This window comes from Pseudomonas sp. BJP69, from assembly GCF_007633355.1.
Classification (GTDB): domain Bacteria; phylum Pseudomonadota; class Gammaproteobacteria; order Pseudomonadales; family Pseudomonadaceae; genus Aquipseudomonas; species Aquipseudomonas juntendi.
Map to the genome: position 1 here is coordinate 3,522,820 of NZ_CP041933.1, position 19,003 is coordinate 3,541,822.

General features: G+C 64.1%; 18 protein-coding genes. 7 read left to right on the forward strand and 11 right to left on the reverse strand.

The genetic code is table 11. The features are described from left to right. Nucleotides 1-87: 87 nt before the first annotated feature. Nucleotides 88-1,212 (reverse strand): sigma-70 family RNA polymerase sigma factor, encoded by a 1,125-nt coding sequence (locus tag FPB55_RS16370; RefSeq protein ID WP_054904911.1) that lies wholly within the window; start codon nucleotides 1,210-1,212, stop codon nucleotides 88-90. 134 nt (nucleotides 1,213-1,346) lie between these two features. Here FPB55_RS16370 and FPB55_RS16375 point away from each other — a divergent pair, with 134 nt between their 5' ends. Further along, nucleotides 1,347-1,829, forward strand: a complete 483-nt coding sequence (locus FPB55_RS16375; RefSeq protein ID WP_009684200.1) for an LEA type 2 family protein — start codon at nucleotides 1,347-1,349, stop codon at nucleotides 1,827-1,829. Between the two features lie 11 nt (nucleotides 1,830-1,840). On the opposite strand, the gene FPB55_RS16380 is transcribed toward FPB55_RS16375, so the two are convergent. Further along, nucleotides 1,841-2,104, reverse strand: coding sequence for a hypothetical protein (locus tag FPB55_RS16380; RefSeq protein ID WP_009684201.1), 264 nt, complete (start codon nucleotides 2,102-2,104; stop codon nucleotides 1,841-1,843). A gap of 122 nt (nucleotides 2,105-2,226) precedes the next feature. Here FPB55_RS16380 and FPB55_RS16385 point away from each other — a divergent pair, with 122 nt between their 5' ends. Continuing rightward, the gene (locus tag FPB55_RS16385; RefSeq protein ID WP_047149846.1) at nucleotides 2,227-2,547 is read left to right on the forward strand and encodes a DUF883 family protein; all 321 of its coding nucleotides are present in this window, start codon (nucleotides 2,227-2,229) and stop codon (nucleotides 2,545-2,547) included. A gap of 26 nt (nucleotides 2,548-2,573) precedes the next feature. On the opposite strand, the gene FPB55_RS16390 is transcribed toward FPB55_RS16385, so the two are convergent. Then, the gene (locus tag FPB55_RS16390; protein ID WP_144188683.1) at nucleotides 2,574-3,191 is read right to left on the reverse strand and encodes a tRNA-(ms[2]io[6]A)-hydroxylase; all 618 of its coding nucleotides are present in this window, start codon (nucleotides 3,189-3,191) and stop codon (nucleotides 2,574-2,576) included. 154 nt (nucleotides 3,192-3,345) lie between these two features. Here FPB55_RS16390 and FPB55_RS16395 point away from each other — a divergent pair, with 154 nt between their 5' ends. Continuing rightward, entirely contained in the window at nucleotides 3,346-4,209 is an 864-nt protein-coding gene (locus FPB55_RS16395; RefSeq protein WP_144188685.1) for a universal stress protein, read from the forward strand. Nucleotides 4,210-4,263: 54 nt separating this feature from the next. Here the strand turns inward: FPB55_RS16395 and FPB55_RS16400 are convergent, their stop codons facing one another. The 6 genes from FPB55_RS16400 to FPB55_RS16425 all read right to left on the reverse strand — a co-directional run bounded on the left by FPB55_RS16400 (nucleotide 4,264) and on the right by FPB55_RS16425 (nucleotide 11,532). Then, nucleotides 4,264-4,467, reverse strand: coding sequence for a formate dehydrogenase subunit delta (locus tag FPB55_RS16400; protein ID WP_009684206.1), 204 nt, complete (start codon nucleotides 4,465-4,467; stop codon nucleotides 4,264-4,266). Then, nucleotides 4,464-7,334 carry a formate dehydrogenase subunit alpha gene (fdhF, locus tag FPB55_RS16405; RefSeq protein ID WP_144188687.1) on the reverse strand — a complete coding sequence of 957 codons (2,871 nt, stop codon included), beginning with the start codon at nucleotides 7,332-7,334 and terminating at the stop codon, nucleotides 4,464-4,466. The genes FPB55_RS16400 and fdhF overlap by 4 nt, the downstream gene beginning before the upstream one ends. Further along, nucleotides 7,331-8,890, reverse strand: a complete 1,560-nt coding sequence (locus tag FPB55_RS16410) for a formate dehydrogenase beta subunit (RefSeq protein WP_144188689.1) — start codon at nucleotides 8,888-8,890, stop codon at nucleotides 7,331-7,333. The genes fdhF and FPB55_RS16410 overlap by 4 nt, the downstream gene beginning before the upstream one ends. Then, nucleotides 8,884-9,366 carry a formate dehydrogenase subunit gamma gene (locus FPB55_RS16415; RefSeq protein WP_029885286.1) on the reverse strand — a complete coding sequence of 161 codons (483 nt, stop codon included), beginning with the start codon at nucleotides 9,364-9,366 and terminating at the stop codon, nucleotides 8,884-8,886. Before FPB55_RS16415 ends, FPB55_RS16410 begins: the two co-directional genes overlap by 7 nt. A 228-nt stretch (nucleotides 9,367-9,594) precedes the next feature. Next, nucleotides 9,595-10,092 (reverse strand): PaaI family thioesterase, encoded by a 498-nt coding sequence (locus FPB55_RS16420; protein ID WP_144188691.1) that lies wholly within the window; start codon nucleotides 10,090-10,092, stop codon nucleotides 9,595-9,597. Between the two features lie 57 nt (nucleotides 10,093-10,149). Continuing rightward, the gene (locus FPB55_RS16425; RefSeq protein WP_144188693.1) at nucleotides 10,150-11,532 is read right to left on the reverse strand and encodes an amino acid permease; all 1,383 of its coding nucleotides are present in this window, start codon (nucleotides 11,530-11,532) and stop codon (nucleotides 10,150-10,152) included. 256 nt (nucleotides 11,533-11,788) lie between these two features. Between FPB55_RS16425 and gcvA the strand changes: the two genes are divergently transcribed. Both gcvA and FPB55_RS16435 read left to right on the forward strand, forming a co-directional pair. Next, on the forward strand, nucleotides 11,789-12,685 hold the full coding sequence (gene gcvA / locus FPB55_RS16430; RefSeq protein ID WP_029885289.1) for a transcriptional regulator GcvA: 897 nt from the start codon (nucleotides 11,789-11,791) through the stop codon (nucleotides 12,683-12,685). 125 nt (nucleotides 12,686-12,810) lie between these two features. Next, nucleotides 12,811-14,061, forward strand: a complete 1,251-nt coding sequence (locus tag FPB55_RS16435; protein WP_029885290.1) for an aspartate aminotransferase family protein — start codon at nucleotides 12,811-12,813, stop codon at nucleotides 14,059-14,061. Between the two features lie 3 nt (nucleotides 14,062-14,064). On the opposite strand, the gene FPB55_RS16440 is transcribed toward FPB55_RS16435, so the two are convergent. Next, nucleotides 14,065-14,367 carry a hypothetical protein gene (locus FPB55_RS16440; RefSeq protein WP_029885291.1) on the reverse strand — a complete coding sequence of 101 codons (303 nt, stop codon included), beginning with the start codon at nucleotides 14,365-14,367 and terminating at the stop codon, nucleotides 14,065-14,067. Between the two features lie 243 nt (nucleotides 14,368-14,610). Here FPB55_RS16440 and FPB55_RS16445 point away from each other — a divergent pair, with 243 nt between their 5' ends. Together FPB55_RS16445 and fusA are read left to right on the forward strand one after the other, a co-directional pair. Further along, nucleotides 14,611-15,036 (forward strand): hypothetical protein, encoded by a 426-nt coding sequence (locus FPB55_RS16445; RefSeq protein WP_009684215.1) that lies wholly within the window; start codon nucleotides 14,611-14,613, stop codon nucleotides 15,034-15,036. A 73-nt stretch (nucleotides 15,037-15,109) separates the two neighbouring features. Beyond that, nucleotides 15,110-17,221, forward strand: coding sequence for an elongation factor G (gene fusA / locus FPB55_RS16450; protein ID WP_144188695.1), 2,112 nt, complete (start codon nucleotides 15,110-15,112; stop codon nucleotides 17,219-17,221). 118 nt (nucleotides 17,222-17,339) lie between these two features. Here the strand turns inward: fusA and FPB55_RS16455 are convergent, their stop codons facing one another. Further along, nucleotides 17,340-18,782, reverse strand: coding sequence for a SulP family inorganic anion transporter (locus tag FPB55_RS16455; RefSeq protein WP_009684217.1), 1,443 nt, complete (start codon nucleotides 18,780-18,782; stop codon nucleotides 17,340-17,342). Nucleotides 18,783-19,003 lie beyond the last annotated feature (221 nt).

A 19,003-nucleotide genomic window follows, 5' to 3' on the forward strand; every position in this document is an offset into this window, starting at 1 on the left:
AGAATGAGTTGCTGATCAGTCCCACTACGACGATCTGGCTTGCAGGAACTTGCAGTGGCCACTGCAAATTTTTTCTGCGCTGGCCGCTCAATGCACCACGGCCAACCAAGGCAGGTAGGTCACCTTCAGCCCATACCGCTGCTCCAGGGTGCGCAACAGCGCCTGCGGCTCATCCAGGTCGAAGACCCCACTCACCTCCATCGCCGCCAGCTTGCTGTCGGACAGCACGATGCGCCCGTGCCGGTAACGCTCCAGCTCTTGCAGCACCTGCCCCAACGGCTTGCCATTGAAGATCAGCTTGCCGCGCTGCCAGGCCAACTGGGCACCGGCATCCGCCGCTACTGCCAACGGCTGCTCGCCGACCTTGGCCTCGCCACGTGCCAGTACCACGTGCCCATCACGGCGCACGCTGAAGGTGGCCGCACGGCCCTGCACCGCTGCACCGGCCGTGTCCACCACAAACGGCCGGGCATCATCGGCCATTTCGAACAGTGCCTCACCTGCAGCCAGCACCACGCGCCGCTCATGCTCGCTGAATACCACACGCAAGGCGCTGGCACTGTTCAGGGTGACCCGCGTGCCATCGGCCAACGTCACGACCTGCCGCTCACCCACGCCAGTGTGGTAATCGGCCAACAACACCGGCGCCTGCTGCCAGGCGACCAGGGCAGTGACCAGCAATACCCCGCAGGCCGCTACGCCCGCCTGCTGCAGCCACCGGCGGCAATGGCGCAGGGCCTGGCCAATGTACTTGGCCACCATGCTTTCCGACACGCCAAGGCGTTGTGCGACCTGCTTCTGGGTCAGGCCGTCGACGCGGTTCAGCAACAAGGCCTGGCGGGCCTTGCAGGGCAACTGCAACAGCGCCTGATCGAGCAGTTGCAGGCGCTCACGCGCCAGCAACACCGCCTCGGGCGCTGGCGCTGGGCAGGCTAGCTCGCCTGCCCCGTCGCAATCATCGTGGCTGGCCGCGATGCGTTGCTCGCGGCGCAGGGCGTCGATGGCCAGGTTACCCGCCACGCGGAAGATGAAACTGCGCGCGTGCAGCACCGGCAACGCCTGCTCGTCGATGTTCACCAGCTTGAGGTAGGTTTCCTGCGCGACGTCGGCGGCACGCTGGCGGTCGCTCATGCGCCGGGTCAGGAACTGCAGCAAGTCGTCGTAGTGCTCCTGGAAACTCGCCAGCAGGCCCGACACAGGTGAAGTCAGCATGGGTTTGGGAACGACCAGTAAGAGAAGTTATCGGCTGTTAATGAGAAACAGTATCTTTCATCTGACCCAACACTTTCAACGCCGGCGCGCATTTGCCACACTGACGGCTCGTTCACTTAGGCAAGGTCGTACCCATGGTTGCTCGACTGCACCGCTACACCCGCCTGCTCATCGCCCTGTGCCTGACCAGCAGCCTGGCGGCCTGCGCGCTCCTGCAGCCACGCGACCCGCTGAACATCAGCGTGATCGGCATCGAACCGCTCCCGGGGCAGGAGCTGGAGCTGCGCATGGCCGTGAAAATGCGGGTGCAGAACCCCAACGAAGAGGCAATCGACTACAACGGCATCGCCCTCGACCTGGAGGTGAACGGCCAGCCACTGGCGGCCGGGGTCAGTGACCAGCAGGGGCATATTGGCCGCTACGACGAGGCGGTGATCGTGGTGCCGGTGAGCATCACGGCGTTCTCTTTCCTGCGCCAGGCCTACGGGCTGGGCCAGGTGGGTACCCTGCAGGGCCTGCCCTACAAGCTGCGCGGCAAGCTGGCCAGCGGGCCACTGGGCACCGTGCGCTTCACCGACGAGGGCAAGCTGGACCTGCCCAAAGGGACCACCTGGTAAACAGCGGGTGCTCAGCGGTTGGCGCTGGCTGCTGCCATCAGCTTGTTGACTTCGCTGCGGACCATGCTGGCGTATTCGGGCGGCGACATGCCCTCCAGCTCAGCGCGTACCCACTCGGCCCACTTGCCTTTGCGCCGTGGCTTCTCGGCGATCAGCCGGGCGGCTTCGCCCTTGGCCTTGCCCAGGTTGGTCTGCCACATTTCGAACAGCCGGGCCTTCTCTGCCTCGATCTGCGCCCGTTCCTCGAAGCTCATGTTGGCCAGATTGAAACTCATGCATCACCTGCTAGACCGTAAATGGCGGCTATCTTACACCAACGCGCCAACCTCACGCCGACGCAACTTTTCCGGCGCGCAAGTATCCATTGTTCAAACCACCCATCGACGAGGACACTTTCATGGCCCGGAAAAAAGCCACGCTGGCCGACAGCGATCAAATCAAGGACCAGGTCTTCAGTGAGTTGCAGGCGCTGATCGAAGAATCGGAGAAGCTGCTCAACGACAGCGCTGCCCTGGTTGGCGAAGAAGCCGACAGCCTGCGCGCGCAGGTCAGCCTGAAGCTGAAACAGGCACGCCAGGCCGCCGCAAACATGCGTGACAAGGCGCAGCCCATGGTCAACGCCACGCAAGACTACATCGGTGGCCACCCGTGGCAAACCGTGGCCATATCCGCCGGCCTCGGCCTGGTGGTGGGCCTGCTGCTGGGCCGGCGCAACTGACCGAGCGGCCGCGCCGGCGGCACGCTTCAGGCGGTTTGCGCCAGCGGAATCCCGCTGTGGAAGCGCAGCTCCTGGTCGGGTGACTGGATAAGCTCCGCTTCCGCCGCGCGCACCAGTTCAATGCGGCGGGCAATGTCCGCCGCATCCCCATAGTGGTGTGCCAGTTTCAGGTAGCCCTGGTAATGGCGCGCCTCGCTTTTCAGCAGGCCATGGTAGAAACGGCCCAGCTCTTCATCCAGGTGCGGCACCAGCGCGGCAAAGCGCTCGCAGCTGCGCGCTTCGATGAACGCCCCGACCACCAGTGTATCCACCAGCTTGACCGGCTCATGGGCGCGCACCAGCCGGCGCAGCCCTGATGCGTAGCGCCCCGCCGACACCGGCCGCAGCGGTACGCCACGGCGTTTCATCAGGCGCAGCACCTGCTCGTGGTGCACCAGCTCCTCGCGCGCCAGGCGCGACATCATGTTGATCAGGTCAAGGTGGGTGTTGTACTTGGCGATCAGGCTCAGGGCAGTGCTGGCGGCCTTGAATTCGCAGTTCTTGTGGTCGATCAGCAAGGTTTCCTGGTCGGCCAGTGCTGCTTCGATCCAGGCGTCTGGCGTCGGGCAGCCCAGGAAGGCATCGATTTCGGGGGTCAGGGACATGAGCATGCAACCACACGGAACAGGCAGGGCTGGCGATTATACCGGCGGTGGCGGTCGGCGCCAGTGGCTATGCTTGATGTGTATCAAGCACCCGCGCGGGCAGCGGGGACTATAGTCAGGCATTGGTCGCCCCCTTTGACTGGAGTTAACGCCCATGCAAGCCATCCGCAGCATTCTCGTGGTGCTCGACCCCGAACACGCCCACAGCCGGGCACTGACCCGGGCCAAGCTGATTGCAGGTGTCACCGGCGCGCGCCTGCACCTGCTGATGTGCGACAAACGGCATGACCACAGCGCGCTGTTGAGCGTGCTGAGCCGCCAACTGCACGACGACGGTTATGACAATGTCTCCCACGAAGAGGCCTGGCGCGATAACCTGCACGACACCATCATCTACGTGCAGCAGGCCGAAGGCTGTGAGCTGGTAATCAAGGAACATCGCCCCGACAACCCACTGAAAAAGGCCCTGCTCACCCCCGATGACTGGAAACTGCTGCGCCAATGCCCGTGTGCCGTGCTGATGGTCAAGAGCGAGCGGCCGTGGACTGGCGGCAGGATTCTGGCCGCGGTGGACGTTGGCAACCAGGACGAGGATCACCGCCGCCTGCACGCCAGCATCATCGACCATGGCCATGACATCGCCGCGCTGGCCAAGGGCGAGCTGCATGTCATCAGCGCACACCCGTCGCCCATGCTGTCGGCGGCCGACCCGGTCTACCAGTTGAGCGAAACCATCGAGGCACGCTACCGTGAAGCGTGCGAGGCGTTCCAGGCCAAGTACGACATCAGCGAGGAACGCCTGCACGTGGCTGAAGGACCGGCAGATGTGCTTATCCCCCATACCGAGCAGCGGTTGGATGCGGTGGTGACCGTGATCGGTACGGTGTGCCGCACAGGGATTACCGGGGCGTTGATTGGCAATACTGCAGAGGTGGTACTCGATGAGCTGAAGGGCGACGTGCTGGTACTCAAGCTTGAAGAAACCAGCACCAAGCTGGCCGAACGGGTCCGGGGTTGACGCCCCCTGCAGGCGCGCCAAGGGGGCGCGCCTGCACAAGGGCGCAGGTAGCCGTCAGCCCAATGCTTCACGCACCTTCGGGTCCAGCCCCTCCCCGTCGTTGGCTGCAATCCACTCCAGCAGCTGCCTGCGCATGGCCGGCGTCCAGAAGCTTTGCAGATGCTGGCGTACCCCTTGCACGGCCAGCGCTCGGTTAGGCTCGCTGTCGAAATAATGGGCAATCTGGTTGGCCATTTTGACCAGGCTGGCGCTGCTCATTGGCGTACCTCGGCTTTCTCCGCTGTGCGGCGCTCCTGCAGCAGGCGCCGCTGTTCATCACTGAAGTCCTGATAGCGCTGCTGCCATTGCGAAGGCTGGAACACTTTGACCACCTCCACCGCCGTGACCTTGTACTCAGGGCAGTTGGTAGCCCAGTCGGAGTTGTCGGTGGTGATCACGTTGGCCCCCGACTCGGGGAAGTGGAACGTGGTGTACACCACTCCCGCGGCCACCCGCGCACTGACCTTGGCGCGCAGCACCGTCTGCCCGGCACGGCTGCCAATGCCGACCCAGTCGCCGTCCTGGATACCCCGGCTTTCGGCATCGGTGGGGTGGATTTCCAGGCGGTCGGCGTCGTGCCAGGCCACGTTGCCGGTGCGCCGCGTCTGCGCGCCGACGTTGTACTGGCTGAGGATGCGCCCGGTGGTCAGCAACAACGGGTAACGGCTGTTGACCTTTTCGTCAGTCGGCACATAGCCGGTGAGCATGAAGCGGCCCTTGCCCCGCACGAACTGGTCGATGTGCATGGTTGGCGTGCCATCCGGCGCGGCCTCGTTGCAGGGCCATTGCAGGCTGCCATGGCGTTCGATTTCGGCGTAGCTGACCCGGCGGAAGGTCGGGGTCAGGCGGGCGATTTCATCCATGATCTCGGACGGGTGGCGGTAGTGCATCGGGTAGCCCAGGGCGTCGGCCAGGGCGATGGCAGCTTCCCAGTCAGCCTTGCCCGCGAGTGGTTCCATGACCTTGCGCACCCGTGAAATTCGCCGCTCGGCGTTGGTGAAGGTGCCGTCTTTTTCCAGGAACGAACTGCCCGGCAGGAACACGTGGGCGAACTTGGCGGTTTCGTTCAGGAAGATGTCCTGTACCACCACGCACTCCATCGCGAGCAAGGCTGCGGTGACGTGCTGGGTGTTGGGGTCACTTTGGGCAATGTCTTCACCCTGGCAGTACAGCGCCTTGAAGCTGCCGTCCAGCGCTGCCTCGAACATGTTGGGAATACGCAGGCCCGGGTCGGGCTGCAAGGTCACGCCCCAGGCCTGCTCGAACTCTTCACGCACCGCCTGGTTGGAAATATGCCGGTAACCGGGCAACTCATGGGGGAACGAACCCATGTCGCACGAACCCTGCACGTTGTTCTGGCCGCGCAGTGGGTTGACCCCTACCCCTTCACGGCCGATGTTGCCGGTGGCCATGGCCAGGTTGGCGATGGCCATCACCGCGGTGCTGCCCTGGCTGTGCTCGGTCACCCCAAGGCCGTAATAGATGGCCGCATTACCGCCGGTGGCGTACAGCCGGGCGGCGGCGCGGATCTGCTCTGGCGCTACGCCACACACCGGGCCAAGCACTTGCGGGGCGTTCTCGGCACGGCTGACGAAGTCGCGCCAGCGGGCGAAGTCTTCGGTTTCGCAGCGGGCATCGATGAAGCCCTGGTCCAGCAGGCCCTCGGTGACGATTACATGGGCCAAGGCGTTGAGCATGGCCACGTTGGTGCCAGGGCGCAGTTGCAGGTGCAGCTCGGCACGGGCGTGCGGCGCGTCGACCAGGTCGATACGCCGTGGGTCGATCACGATCAGCCGCGCGCCCTGGCGCAGGCGGCGCTTTAGCTGCGAGCCGAACACCGGGTGGGCGTCGGTAGGGTTGGCACCGATCACCAGTATCACGTCGGCCTGCATCACCGAGTCGAAGCTTTGCGTACCTGCCGACTCGCCGAGGGTCTGCTTCAGGCCATAACCGGTCGGTGAATGGCAGACCCGGGCACAGGTGTCGACGTTGTTGTTGCCGAACGCCGTACGCACCAGTTTCTGCACCAGGTACGCTTCTTCGTTGGTGCAGCGGCTGGAGGTAATGCCGCCAATGGAGTCACGCCCATACTTGAGCTGGATACGGCGCAATTCGCTGGCGGCGTAGTTCACCGCCTCGTCCCAGCTGACCTCTTGCCACGGGTCCTCCAGGCGCTTGCGGATCATCGGCTTGGTGATGCGGTCCGGGTGGGTCGCGTAGCCCCAGGCGAAACGCCCTTTGACGCAGGCGTGGCCATGGTTGGCACCACCGTTCTTGTCCGGGACCATGCGCACCAGCTTGTCCCCTTTCATTTCTGCGCGGAACGAGCAACCCACACCGCAGTAGGCACAGGTGGTGACCACCGAACGCTCGGGCTGGCCCAGTTGCACCAGGCTTTTTTCCGTCAGGGTCGCGGTTGGGCAGGCCTGCACACAGGCGCCGCACGACACGCACTCCGAAGCCAGGAAATTGTCCCCGCCGGCCGCCGCCACCCGCGACTCGAAACCACGCCCGGTGATGGTCAGGGCGAAGGTGCCCTGGATGTCCTCGCAGGCGCGCACGCAGCGGCTGCAGACAATGCACTTGCTCGGTTCATAGTCGAAATACGGGTTGGAAACGTCCTTTTTCTCAGCCAGGTGGTTGGCGCCTTCATAGCCATAGCGCACCTCGCGCAGGCCAACCTGGCCGGCCACGGTCTGCAGCTCGCAGTTGCCGTTGGCCGAACAGGTCAGGCAGTCCAGCGGGTGGTCGGAGATGTACAGCTCCATCACGTTGCGGCGCAAGCCGGCCAGGCGCGGGGTTTCGGTGCGCACCACCATGCCTTCGCTGACCGGCGTGGTGCACGATGCCGGGTAGCCGCGCATGCCTTCGATTTCCACCATGCACATGCGGCACGAGCCAAAGGCTTCAAGGCTGTCGGTGGCACACAGTTTGGGGATGCTGGTGCCGAGCATGGCCGCGGCGCGCATCACCGAGGTGCCGGCCGGCACGCTGATGGCTCGGCCATCGATGCTCAGGCTGACCTGCACATCGCTGTCGCGAGCCGGGGTGCCCAGGTCGGTTTGCGGGTCGAAGAAGTTGATCACTGTGCGGCCTCCGTGGTGGTCAGCCCGAAATCGGCGGGGAAGTACTTGAGGGCGCTGGCGACCGGGTAGGCGGTCATGCCACCCATGGCGCACAGCGAACCGTACTGCATGGTGTCGCACAGGTCGCGCAGCAACAGGGCGTGGTCATGGCGCTCGCCCGTTTCGCTGCTGGCGATCAAGCGGTCGACCACCTCCATGCCCCGTGTCGAGCCGATGCGGCACGGGGTGCACTTGCCGCACGATTCCTCGGCGCAGAACTGCAGGGCAAAACGCGCCATGCTGGCCATGTTCAGGGTGTCGTCGGCGACCACCACACCGCCATGGCCGAGCATCGCGCCCATGGCGGCGAAGGCTTCATAGTCCAGCGGCGTGTCGAAGTGGCTGGGTGGCACCCAGGCGCCAAGCGGGCCGCCGACCTGCGCAGCTTTCAGCGGCCGGCCACTGGCCGTGCCGCCCCCGTAGCCCTCTACCAGCTCGCGCAGGGTCAGGCCAAAAGCCCGCTCCACCAGGCCGCCGTGGCGCACATTGCCGGCCAGCTGGAACGGCATGGTCCCCAGTGAGCGGCCCATGCCGAAGTCACGGTAGAACGCCGCGCCCTTGGCCAGGATGATCGGCACCGAGGCCAGGGTGAGCACGTTGTGCACCAGTGTCGGCAAGCCGAACAGGCCTTGCAGCGCGGGCAATGGCGGCTTGGCGCGGACGATGCCGCGCTTGCCCTCGATCGATTCGAGCAGTGCGGTTTCTTCACCACAGATGTAGGCGCCGGCCCCCACCCGTACCTGCAGCTCGAAGGCCCGGCCGCTACCGGCTACGTTGGCCCCCAGGTAACCGGCCGCACGGGCGATGGCAAACGCCTGCTCGAGCACACGGATGGCATCGGGGTATTCCGAGCGCACATAGATGTAGCCCATGTCGGCGCCCACGGCGAGGCCGGCAATGATCATGCCCTCGATCAGCAGGAACGGGTCGCCCTCCATCAGCATACGGTCGGCAAAGGTGCCGGAGTCGCCCTCGTCGGCATTGCACACCACGTACTTCTGGCCTGCGCCAGCGTCCCGCACGGTGCGCCACTTGATACCCGCCGGGAAGGCCGCACCACCGCGGCCGCGCAAGCCGGAGTCCAGCACAGCAGCGACCACTTCGGCGCCGTCCAGCGCTACCGCGGCTTCAAGGCCGGCGAAACCGCCGTGCGCCCGGTAGTCGTCCAGCGACAACGGGCGGGTAATGCCGGCGCGGGCAAACAGCAGCCGTTGCTGGGTCTTGAGGTAGGGGATGGCCTCGACCGGCCCAAGCGCCAGCGGGTGCTCGGCGGGTTCACTGGCCAGGGCATCGAGCAGCGCCGGCACGTCTTGTGCGGTAACCGGGCCAAAGCCGCGGCGGCCTTGCGCACTGTCGCACTCGACCAGCGGCTCCAGCCAGTACAGCCCACGCGAGCTGGTGCGCTGGATCTCCAGCGGCAACTGGCGCCGCTCGGCTTCGCGCTGGAAGGCCTCGGCGACCTGGTCGGCGCCCACGGCTCGGGCGACCGAATCACAGGCAATGAACAGCTTCAGCATGCTGCATCCTCCTGGCAGGCATTGACCAAGGCGCGCAAGCGCTCGGGGGTGAGCCGTGCATGCACCTGGCCGTCGAGTTCCAGCGCGGGTGAGCAGGCGCAGGCGCCCAGGCAATATACCGGGCGCAGGCTGATGGCGCCGTCGGCACTGGTGCCATGGTCGTCGAGTGCCAGCTGTTCACGCAGCTGCGCCGCGAGTGCCTCGGCGCCACGGCTCTGGCACGACTCGGCGCGGCACAGGCGCAAGGTATGGCGTGCCGGCGGCGCAGTGCGGAAATCATGATAGAAACTGATTACCCCACGCACCTCGGCCAGGCTGAGGTTGAGGGCATGGGCCAGTTCGGGAACGGCGGCATCGGGGATGTAGCCCAGGTCATGCTGGATAGCATGCAGCATCGGCAACAGGGCGCCGGGGGTGTCTTTGTCGCGCGCCAGAATGCGCTGGATAACGGGCAGGTGGAGCAATTCATCAGGCATACAGCGGACCTCGGCATCACGGACCCTGCCTGTGTTGTTGTAATGGCAGGTATCCAGCGTGTTCTGCTGCGGCACGCCGGCAACGTCACGGTTGCGCGATGGCGGCGGCCTCCTCGCCGACGGCCGCGCATCTGCGTGCGCTGGTCCGACGGCATCCTGCAAGCATGGCACTTATGCCGCCGAAGGGTTGCGTACGAGCGACCAGGCGCATCCTGAAACCGACGCTGGTCAGCCCTGGCCGTGGGCCTTGAGCTTGAGTTTCTCGGTATCGACGCGGACGAACACCGAGTCCGCCGTCACGGTCAGCACGTCGCCAGCCCAGACTTCACAGATCACCCGGCTTTTGCGCCCTACTTCGCCTTCTACCCGGGCCTTGAGCAGCAATTCGAAGCCCATCGGGGTGGGCTTCAGGTAGGTCAGGTTGAGCGTACCGGTCACGCAGTCGATGCGCGGCAAGCTGCCCGGCGCGCGGCCTTCGTGCCGGTAGTGGTAGGCCATGGCGGTCCAGTTGGAATGGCAATCCACCAGCATCGCCAGCAGGCCGCCGTACACCAGGCCTGGCCAACCGCTGAAGGTGCTGTCCGGGGCATGCCTGCAGACCAGGTGGATACCATCGGCATGCCAATGGCTTTGCAGGTGCAACCCGCTGGGGTGGGAACAACCGCAGCCGTAGCAGGTACCGTCTGGTGCCGCCATGGCCTGGAGGGAAAGGGGCTGGTCGTTCATACGCTTCCTGTGCTGATGAAAAAGGGGGCGCGCAACGCCCCCATTAAAGCAGAAACATCAGGCGGCCTGCGCAACCACGCGGCCACGCCGCTGGGTCAACGACACCAGCAGGATGAACACGGTCACCGCGGCGGTCATCAGTGTTTCGTAGCGGTAGGCATCGCTGAACAGCATGTAGCCCAGCACCATGACAATGGTGCCGATCACCAGCCAGGTTAGGTAAGGGAACAGCCACATTTTCAGCTCCAGCGGGCGCCCTTCGCGTTCAGCGCGCGCCCGCATGCGCAGTTGCGACACGGCGATCACCAGGTACACCAGCAACGCGATGGCACCGGTGGTAGACAACAGGAAGCCAAACACCTTGCCAGGGAACACATAGTTGACCAGGCAACCGGCGAAGCCTGCCAAGGTGGAGAACAGCACGGCCACGGTCGGCACCCCGGAGCCGGAAATGCGCTTGGTCATGCTCAGCGCCTGGCCACGCGCGCCCAGCGAATAGAGCATGCGCGAGGCTGTGTACAGGCCCGAGTTCATGCAGCTGGTCACTGCCACCAGCACCACCAGGTCGACCAGCAGCTTGGCCCCCGGCACGTTCAACACCTCCAGCACCCGCTGGAATGAACCGACCGCCTTCAACGCCGGGTCGTTCCAGGCCACCAGCGACACCACCAGGAAGATCGAGGCCAGGTAGAAGATGGCGATGCGGTAGACCACCAGGTTGGTGGCACGGCGGATCTTGTCTTTCGGGTTGGCGGTTTCGTCAGCGGCGATGGTGACGATTTCGGCACCGAAGAACGAGAAGATGGTAATCAGCACGCCACCCAGTACGGTGCCGAAGCCGTTGGGCATGAAGCCGCCGTGGTCCCACAGGCGGCTGACCCCGGACACCTCGGCCAGCGGCCAGAAACCGAACACCGCCAACCCGCTGACCACGATGAACGCAATGATCGCCACCACCTTGACCAAGGCGAACCAGTACTCGAACGCACCGAAGTTCTTCACGCTGACCAGGTTGGTGCCCGACAGCACCAGCATGATCAGGAAGGCGAACAGCCACGAGGGCACGCCCGGGAAGTAGGCATGCAGGATGTCGGCGCCGGCGATGGCTTCGACCGGAATGATCAGTACCCAGAACCACCAGTACAGCCAGCCGATGGTAAACCCGGCCCACGGGCCGATGGCCTCGCTGGCATAGGTCGAGAACGAGCCGCTGTTGGGGTTGGCGATGGCCATTTCACCCAGCATGCGCATGACCAGCAGCACCAGCAGGCCGGTCATGGCGTAGGAGATGAGGATCGCCGGGCCAGCGGTGGCAATGGCATTGGACGAGCCGATGAACAGGCCGGCGCCGATGATGCCGGCGATGGAAATCATGGACACCTGGCGCGAGGTCAGGCCGTGCTGCAAGGAGCGCTGTTTCTTGTTGTCGTGAGAAGCCATGAAGAACCCTCGAATGGGTCGGCCGCGGCATGGCGGCTGAAGGTCGGAGCAGAATTCTTTTAAATTTCTGATGCGCGTTGTTGTTGTTTTGCAAAGACCAAAAGCGGGTTAACGACCTCCTCTTTACATGACCGGTTGTCATTGTTGATCCAGGTCAGTATTAATCTATAGGCCGGGGTCAACAAACGACCTTTTCGAAACACATGATTCCGTTTTGGAATGAACTCCTTACTTTTTTGCTCGGTATTCGCCCGTCATGTCCAAACGCCTGATGCCCTCGACCACCGCCCTTCAGTGTTTCGAAGCGGCCGCCCGCCATCTCAGCTTCACCCGTGCGGCGCAAGAGCTGCACCTGACCCAGAGCGCCGTCAGCAAGCAGGTGGCGCAGCTTGAAGACATGCTCTCGCACTCGCTGTTCCAGCGTATTCGCCGGCGCCTGCACCTGACCCCGGCCGGCGCCCTGTACCTCACCGAAGTGAACAAGATCCTCACCCAGATCGATATTTCCAGCCGCTACATCCTCAGCTATGGCGACGAAACCGAAGTGCTGCGCATCGCTACCCAGCCCACCTTCGGCGCGCGCTGGCTGGTGCCCAGGCTCAAGGGCTTCGGCGACCGCTACCCGCGTATTCACCTGGACATACGCAACGAGCTGGAGCCGTTCGACCTGGTCCAGGCCAAGGCCGACATCGCCTTTTTCTTCGGCCAGGGCACCTGGCCCGGGGCAACCTGCATCGAATTGTTCAGTGAAGAGGTCGTGCCGGTGTGCAGCCCGCAGCTAGTGGCCAGCCACCCTTTCGACAGTGCCCAGGCGCTGACCGAGCACCGCCTGTTGCAGTGCGTGTCGCGGCCCGAAGCCTGGCATGAGTGGTTCCTGGGGCTGGGCTTGCACAGCCAGAACAGCTACCACGGGCCGCGTTTCGACACCTTCTACCTGTGCATCCGCGCGGCCATCGCCGGTTGTGGCATCGCCCTGATCCCGCGCTACCTGGTGGCCGAGGAATTGAGCGAAGGCAAGCTGGTGGTGGCCTGGGACCACCCGGTGCCGAGCAATGGCCGGCACTTCATCGCGCATGCCGAACATGCCGCCGAAGTGCCCAAGATAAGGGCTTTTGTGCAGTGGATACGGGAGCGCGTAGCTGAGGGGGATTGATTTGAATGGCGAAGTATCGGCCAGATCACGAATCCATGGAATGACCGCAATCGAATAATTCGTTTGCGGAATAACCTGCGAACACGTTTGGATAATAAGAAACTCGAACAAGGTCCGCGTGCACCATGAACCAGGAAAGTATCAGCCAATCGATTGCCATCGTTCACCCAATCACACTTTCCCATGGCCGCAATGCTGAAGTCTGGGACACTGACGGCAAACGTTACATCGACTTTGTCGGCGGTATCGGCGTGCTCAACCTGGGCCACTGCAACCCGGCCGTGGTCGAGGCCATCCAGGCCCAGGCCACCCGCCTCACTCACTATGCCTTCAACGCCGCCCCCCATGGCCCGTACCTGGCGCTGATGGAGCAACTGAGCCAGTTCGTACCGGTCAGCTACCCGCTGGCCGGCATGCTCACCAACAGCGGCGCGGAAGCCGCGGAAAACGCCCTGAAAGTGGCCCGTGGCGCCACCGGTAAACGGGCCATCATCGCCTTCGACGGGGGCTTCCACGGCCGCACCCTGGCTACCCTGAACCTCAACGGCAAGGTCGCCCCGTACAAGCAACGGGTCGGCGAGCTGCCCGGGCCGGTCTACCACCTGCCCTACCCCAGCGCCGACACCGGGGTCACCTGCGAACAGGCACTCAAGGCCATGGACCGCTTGTTCAGCGTCGAGTTGGCCGTGGAAGACGTGGCGGCGTTCATTTTTGAGCCAGTGCAGGGAGAAGGTGGTTTCCTGGCCCTCGACCCGGCCTTCGCCCAGGCCCTGCGCCGCTTCTGCGACCAGCACGGCATCCTGATCATCATCGACGAGATCCAGTCAGGCTTTGGCCGCACCGGCCAGCGCTTCGCCTTCCCGCGCCTGGGGCTCGAGCCCGACCTGCTGTTGCTGGCCAAGAGCATTGCCGGCGGGATGCCCTTGGGTGCAGTGGTCGGGCGCAAGGACCTGATGGGGTCATTACCCAAGGGCGGCCTCGGCGGCACCTACTCGGGCAACCCCATTGCCTGTGCCGCAGCACTGGCCAGCCTGGCGCAGATGACCGACGAGAACGTGGCTACCTGGGGTGAGCGCCAGGAGCAGGCCATCGTCAGCCGCCACCAGCGTTGGACGGCCTCGGGCCTGTACCCGTTCATCGGGCGCCTGACCGGCGTGGGCGCCATGCGCGGGATTGAATTCGTCAATGCAGACGGCAGCCCGGCCCCGGCGCAACTGGCCAAGGTGCTGGACGCGGCGCGCGCCAAAGGCCTGCTGCTGATGCCCAGCGGCAAGGCGCGGCACATCATCCGCCTGCTGGCACCGCTGACCATCGAGGCCGAGGTGCTCGAAGAAGGGCTGGATATCCTCGAGCAGTGCCTGGCGGAGTTGAACTGAGCGTTACAAACCCAGTTCTGCCGGGGTGAGCATGTCGGACTCGAACGCGATCCAGCCGCCTTCGAGTTCGGCATGGCCATTGACGATCGGGCCGTAGTAGGTCAGGCCGTTCTCCAGGGTGACGCAAATGTGCGTGGCATTCTTTTCAGGCGCCGCGAGCGTACCGACGAAATGCACCTTTTTCAGGGTTTCGGTCACCGCCTCCAGGCCAACGCGCATACCGGGGTTTTCCGATGCCTCGGTATCGCCCCCACGGTCCTCGGCGCTGATGGTGACGGTGGCGATGTACGGGTACTGGGTGCTCAAGCGGGGTTACCTCAATGGGTGGGTAGGCGTATGGGCGCGTAGAGTACGGCAGGCGTTGCCTGTTGTCTCTACTGGCCTCATCGCTGGCAAGCCAGCGCCCACAGGCATACAACCCTTGAATACGCTGCAGCCCCTGTAGGAGCGGGTTCACCTGCGAACAGGCCAGCCCTGCAACAGGTGATCTGGCTGCCCCGATCTGTTAGGGTGCCCGCCGATGCACGCCACACCACACGAGGATCCCGAGTGAGCGCCGAAGAACCCCTGATCGCCGACCTGTTCGATGTCGACAAACGTCTGTCCCTCAAGCCGGTGGTGGACTTCAACAGCTACCTGCGCAACGCTTTCGGCGAGGGCCCGTGCCGCTGCCACCGCTGCGTCGAAGGTGCCGACCCCAGCACCTATAGCCACGCGCACACCTTCACCTTCGACGGCCGCCCGTGGCACCGCCGTTTCGCCAGCACCGCCGGCAGCGATGTGGCCCAGGTGCTGAAGAAAGCCTGGCTGTCCTATACCAAGGCCGACCTGAACCTGATCGGCGCGCTGGACCTGGCCACGCTCAAGACCTTCACCGAAGCCGGCCTGCACCCACGCTTGCTGGCTTTGCTACCGGCGTGTGGCCTGGCTCGCGAAGTGGATGGCCAGTGGCTGCTGCAGGCCCAGGCCGACTGACAGCCCGGCGGCACGGCAGGATTCCACGGGTCTGCTAACGTGGTGGAATCCGCCCAGCCGCAGGTAGTCCGCCATGGCCCGCACAACGCCCATCGAGCTGTACCGCAACATCGGCATCGTCGCCCACGTCGACGCCGGCAAGACCACGACTACCGAGCGGATCCTGTTCTACACCGGGGTCAACCACAAGATGGGCGAGGTGCACGATGGCGCCGCGACCATGGACTGGATGGCCCAGGAGCAAGAGCGCGGCATCACCATCACCTCGGCGGCGACCACGGCCTTCTGGCAAGGCTCGACCAAGCAGTTCGCCGACAAGTACCGGTTCAACATCATCGACACCCCCGGCCACGTCGACTTCACCATCGAAGTGGAACGCTCGCTGCGCGTACTCGATGGTGCCGTGGTGGTCTTCAGCGGCGCCGACGGGGTCGAGCCCCAGTCCGAAACGGTCTGGCGCCAGGCCAACAAGTACCATGTGCCGCGCCTGGCCTACATCAACAAGATGGATCGCCAGGGCGCCGACTTCCTGCGGGTGGTCAAACAGATCGACCAGCGCCTGGGCCACCACCCGGTGCCGATCCAGCTGGCCATTGGCAGTGAAGAGCATTTCATCGGCCAGATCGACCTGGTGAAGATGAAAGCTATCTACTGGAACGATGCCGATAACGGCACCAGCTATCGCGAAGAAGAGATACCTGCCGAGCTCAAGGCGCTGGCCGATGAATGGCGCGCGAAGATGGTGGAGGCCGCGGCTGAGGCCGACGACGAACTGACCGAGAAGTTTCTCGAGGGCGAAGAGCTCAGCATCGAAGAAATCAAGGCCGGCCTGCGCAAACGCACCCTGAACAACGAAATCGTACCCACCATCCTCGGCTCCTCGTTCAAGAACAAGGGCGTGCCGCTGATGCTCGATGCGGTGATCGATTACCTGCCTGCCCCGTCGGAAATCCCGGCAATCAAGGGCACCGACCCCGACGACGAAAACAAGCACCTGGAACGCCACGCCGACGACAAGGAGCCGTTCTCGGCCCTGGCCTTCAAGATCGCCACCGACCCGTTCGTCGGCACCCTGACCTTCGCCCGGGTGTACTCCGGGGTGCTCAGCTCCGGCAATGCCGTGCTCAACTCGGTCAAGGGCAAGAAAGAGCGCATCGGCCGCATGGTGCAGATGCACGCCAACCAGCGCGCGGAGATCAAGGACGTATGCGCCGGTGACATCGCTGCCCTCATCGGCATGAAGGACGTGACCACCGGCGACACCCTGTGCGACATGGACAAGCCAATCATCCTGGAACGCATGGACTTCCCCGACCCGGTGATTTCCGTGGCCGTGGAACCGAAAACCAAGGCCGACCAGGAAAAAATGGGCATCGCCCTGGGCAAACTGGCCCAGGAAGACCCGTCATTCCGCGTGCGCACCGACGAAGAAACCGGCCAGACCATCATCTCCGGCATGGGCGAGTTGCACCTGGACATCATCGTCGACCGCATGCGCCGTGAATTCAACGTCGAGGCCAATATCGGCAAGCCGCAGGTGGCCTACCGCGAGAAAATCCGCAACACCTGCGAGATCGAGGGCCGCTTCGTCCGCCAGTCCGGCGGCCGCGGCCAGTACGGTCATTGCTGGATCCGCTTCGCCCCCGGTGACGAAGGCAAGGAAGGCCTGGAGTTCGTCAACGAGATCGTCGGCGGCGTGGTGCCACGCGAATACATCCCGGCTATCCAGAAAGGTATCGAAGAACAGATGAAGAACGGCGTGCTGGCCGGCTACCCGCTGATCAACCTGAAGGCAGCGGTGTATGACGGCTCGTACCACGATGTGGACTCCAACGAGATGGCCTACAAGATCGCAGCGTCGATGGCCACCAAGCAACTGTCGCATAAAGGCGGCGCGGTACTGCTGGAGCCGGTGATGAAGGTGGAGGTGGTCACCCCCGAGGAATACCAGGGCGACATCCTGGGCGACCTGAGCCGGCGCCGGGGCATGATCCAGGACGGCGACGAAACCCCGGCAGGCAAGGTGATCCGCGCCGAGGTGCCGTTGGGCGAAATGTTCGGCTACGCCACCTCGATGCGCTCGATGACCCAGGGCCGGGCCAGCTTCTCGATGGAGTTCACCCGCTATGCCGAGGCCCCAGCCAGCATCGCCGATGGCATCGTCAAGAAGAACCGCGGGGAGTGATTCATTCGCCTGTACCGGCCTCTTCGCGGGCACGCCCGCTCCCACTGGGGCAGCGCCTGCGCCATTCCTGTGGGAGCGGGCGAGCCCGCGAAGAGGCCAGCACAGACAATAACCTTTCTCAGTGCTGCTCCCCTGCCCGCTTCAACAGCTTCTTGCACCGCTCCGACAGATGCACCACGCGCAGGTGCTTGCCCGCCTTGGCATAACGCTCGCGCAAGGTCTGCAGTGCGGCAACCGCCGAGTAATCGACAAAGCTCAGGTGCTGGCAGTCCAGCGTGACCTGGGCCGGGTCGCTGGCGGCATCGAACTGGTCGAGAAATGAAGTGGTCGAGGCGAAGAACAGCGTGCCATGGACCTGATAGTGTTTGCCGCCATCGGCGTCTTCATGGCTGTCGGCGTACAACTCCCGGGCATGCTGCCAGGCAAAGTTCAGCGCCGCGATCACGATGCCGAATAGCACTGCCATGGCCAGGTCGGTAAACACCGTGACCACGGTCACCGCGATGATCGCCAGCACATCGTTGACCGGCACCTTGTGCAACACCCGCAAGGACGCCCAGGCAAAGGTCTGCTGGGCCACCACGAACATCACGCCAACCAGCGCCGCCAGGGGAATACGCTCGATCAAAGGCGACAGGAACAACACGAACAGCAGAATCATCACCCCGGCTACCACACCCGACAGCCGGCCACGGCCATTGGAGCTCAGGTTGATCACCGTTTGCCCGATCATCGCGCAACCCCCCATGCCACCGCACAGGCCCGACACCATGTTCGCGGCGCCCAATGCCACGCACTCGCGGTCCGGGTAGCCGCGGCTTTCGGTGATTTCGTCGGTCAGGTTCAGCGTGAGTAGGGTTTCCAGCAGGCCGACCATGGCCATCAGCACCGCGTAGGGGGCGATGATCTTGAGGGTTTCCAGGTTCCACGGCACATCCGGCAGCGCCAGCCCCGGCAAGCCGCCAGCAATGTGCGCCATGTCACCCAAGGTGCGGGTGGGCAAGCCGAGCAGGTACACCAGCAAGCCAACGCCAAGAATCGCCACCAGTGCCGGCGGTACGGCGCGGGTGAGCTTCGGCAAGAGGTAGACCACCGCCATGGTCAGCGCCACCAGGCCGATCATCAGGTACAAAGGCGTGCCACTGAGCCAGTGCTCACCGTTTTTGAAATGCTCCAGCTGGGCCATTGCAATGACAATGGCCAAGCCGTTGACGAAGCCCAGCATGACCGGGTACGGCACCAGGCGCACCAGCTTGCCCAGGCGCAGCAGGCCGAACAGAATCATCACCACCCCGCCCAGCAGCACCGTTGCCAGCAGGTATTGCGCGCCGTGCTGCACCACCAGCGCCACGATCACCACCGCCATCGAGCCGGCAGCCCCGGAAATCATGCCCGGCCGACCGCCGAACAGTGCGGTCAAGGTGCAAATGATGAACGCACCGTACAGGCCCATCAGCGGGTTGAGGTGGGCCACCAGGGCAAAGGCGATGCACTCGGGCACCAAGGCGAACGAAGTGGTCAGGCCGGCGAGCAGGTCGGCGCGGAGTCGGGTGTGTTTCATGGGCATCCTGTAATTAGCCGGACAACAGCCTGGGGCACCTGTACGGCCTTTAGAGCGGGCAAAAATCGAAGGCGGGATGTTACGGAATTTGTCTGACAGCAGCCACCGCGCAATGTAGCCGAAGGGCTCTCAGGCTCCCTGGCAAGGCCTGTGGAGGGCGATTATCTGCAATTATCTGGCTGACTATAATTTATAGTTTCCTGGATAAAGCCAGGATAAAA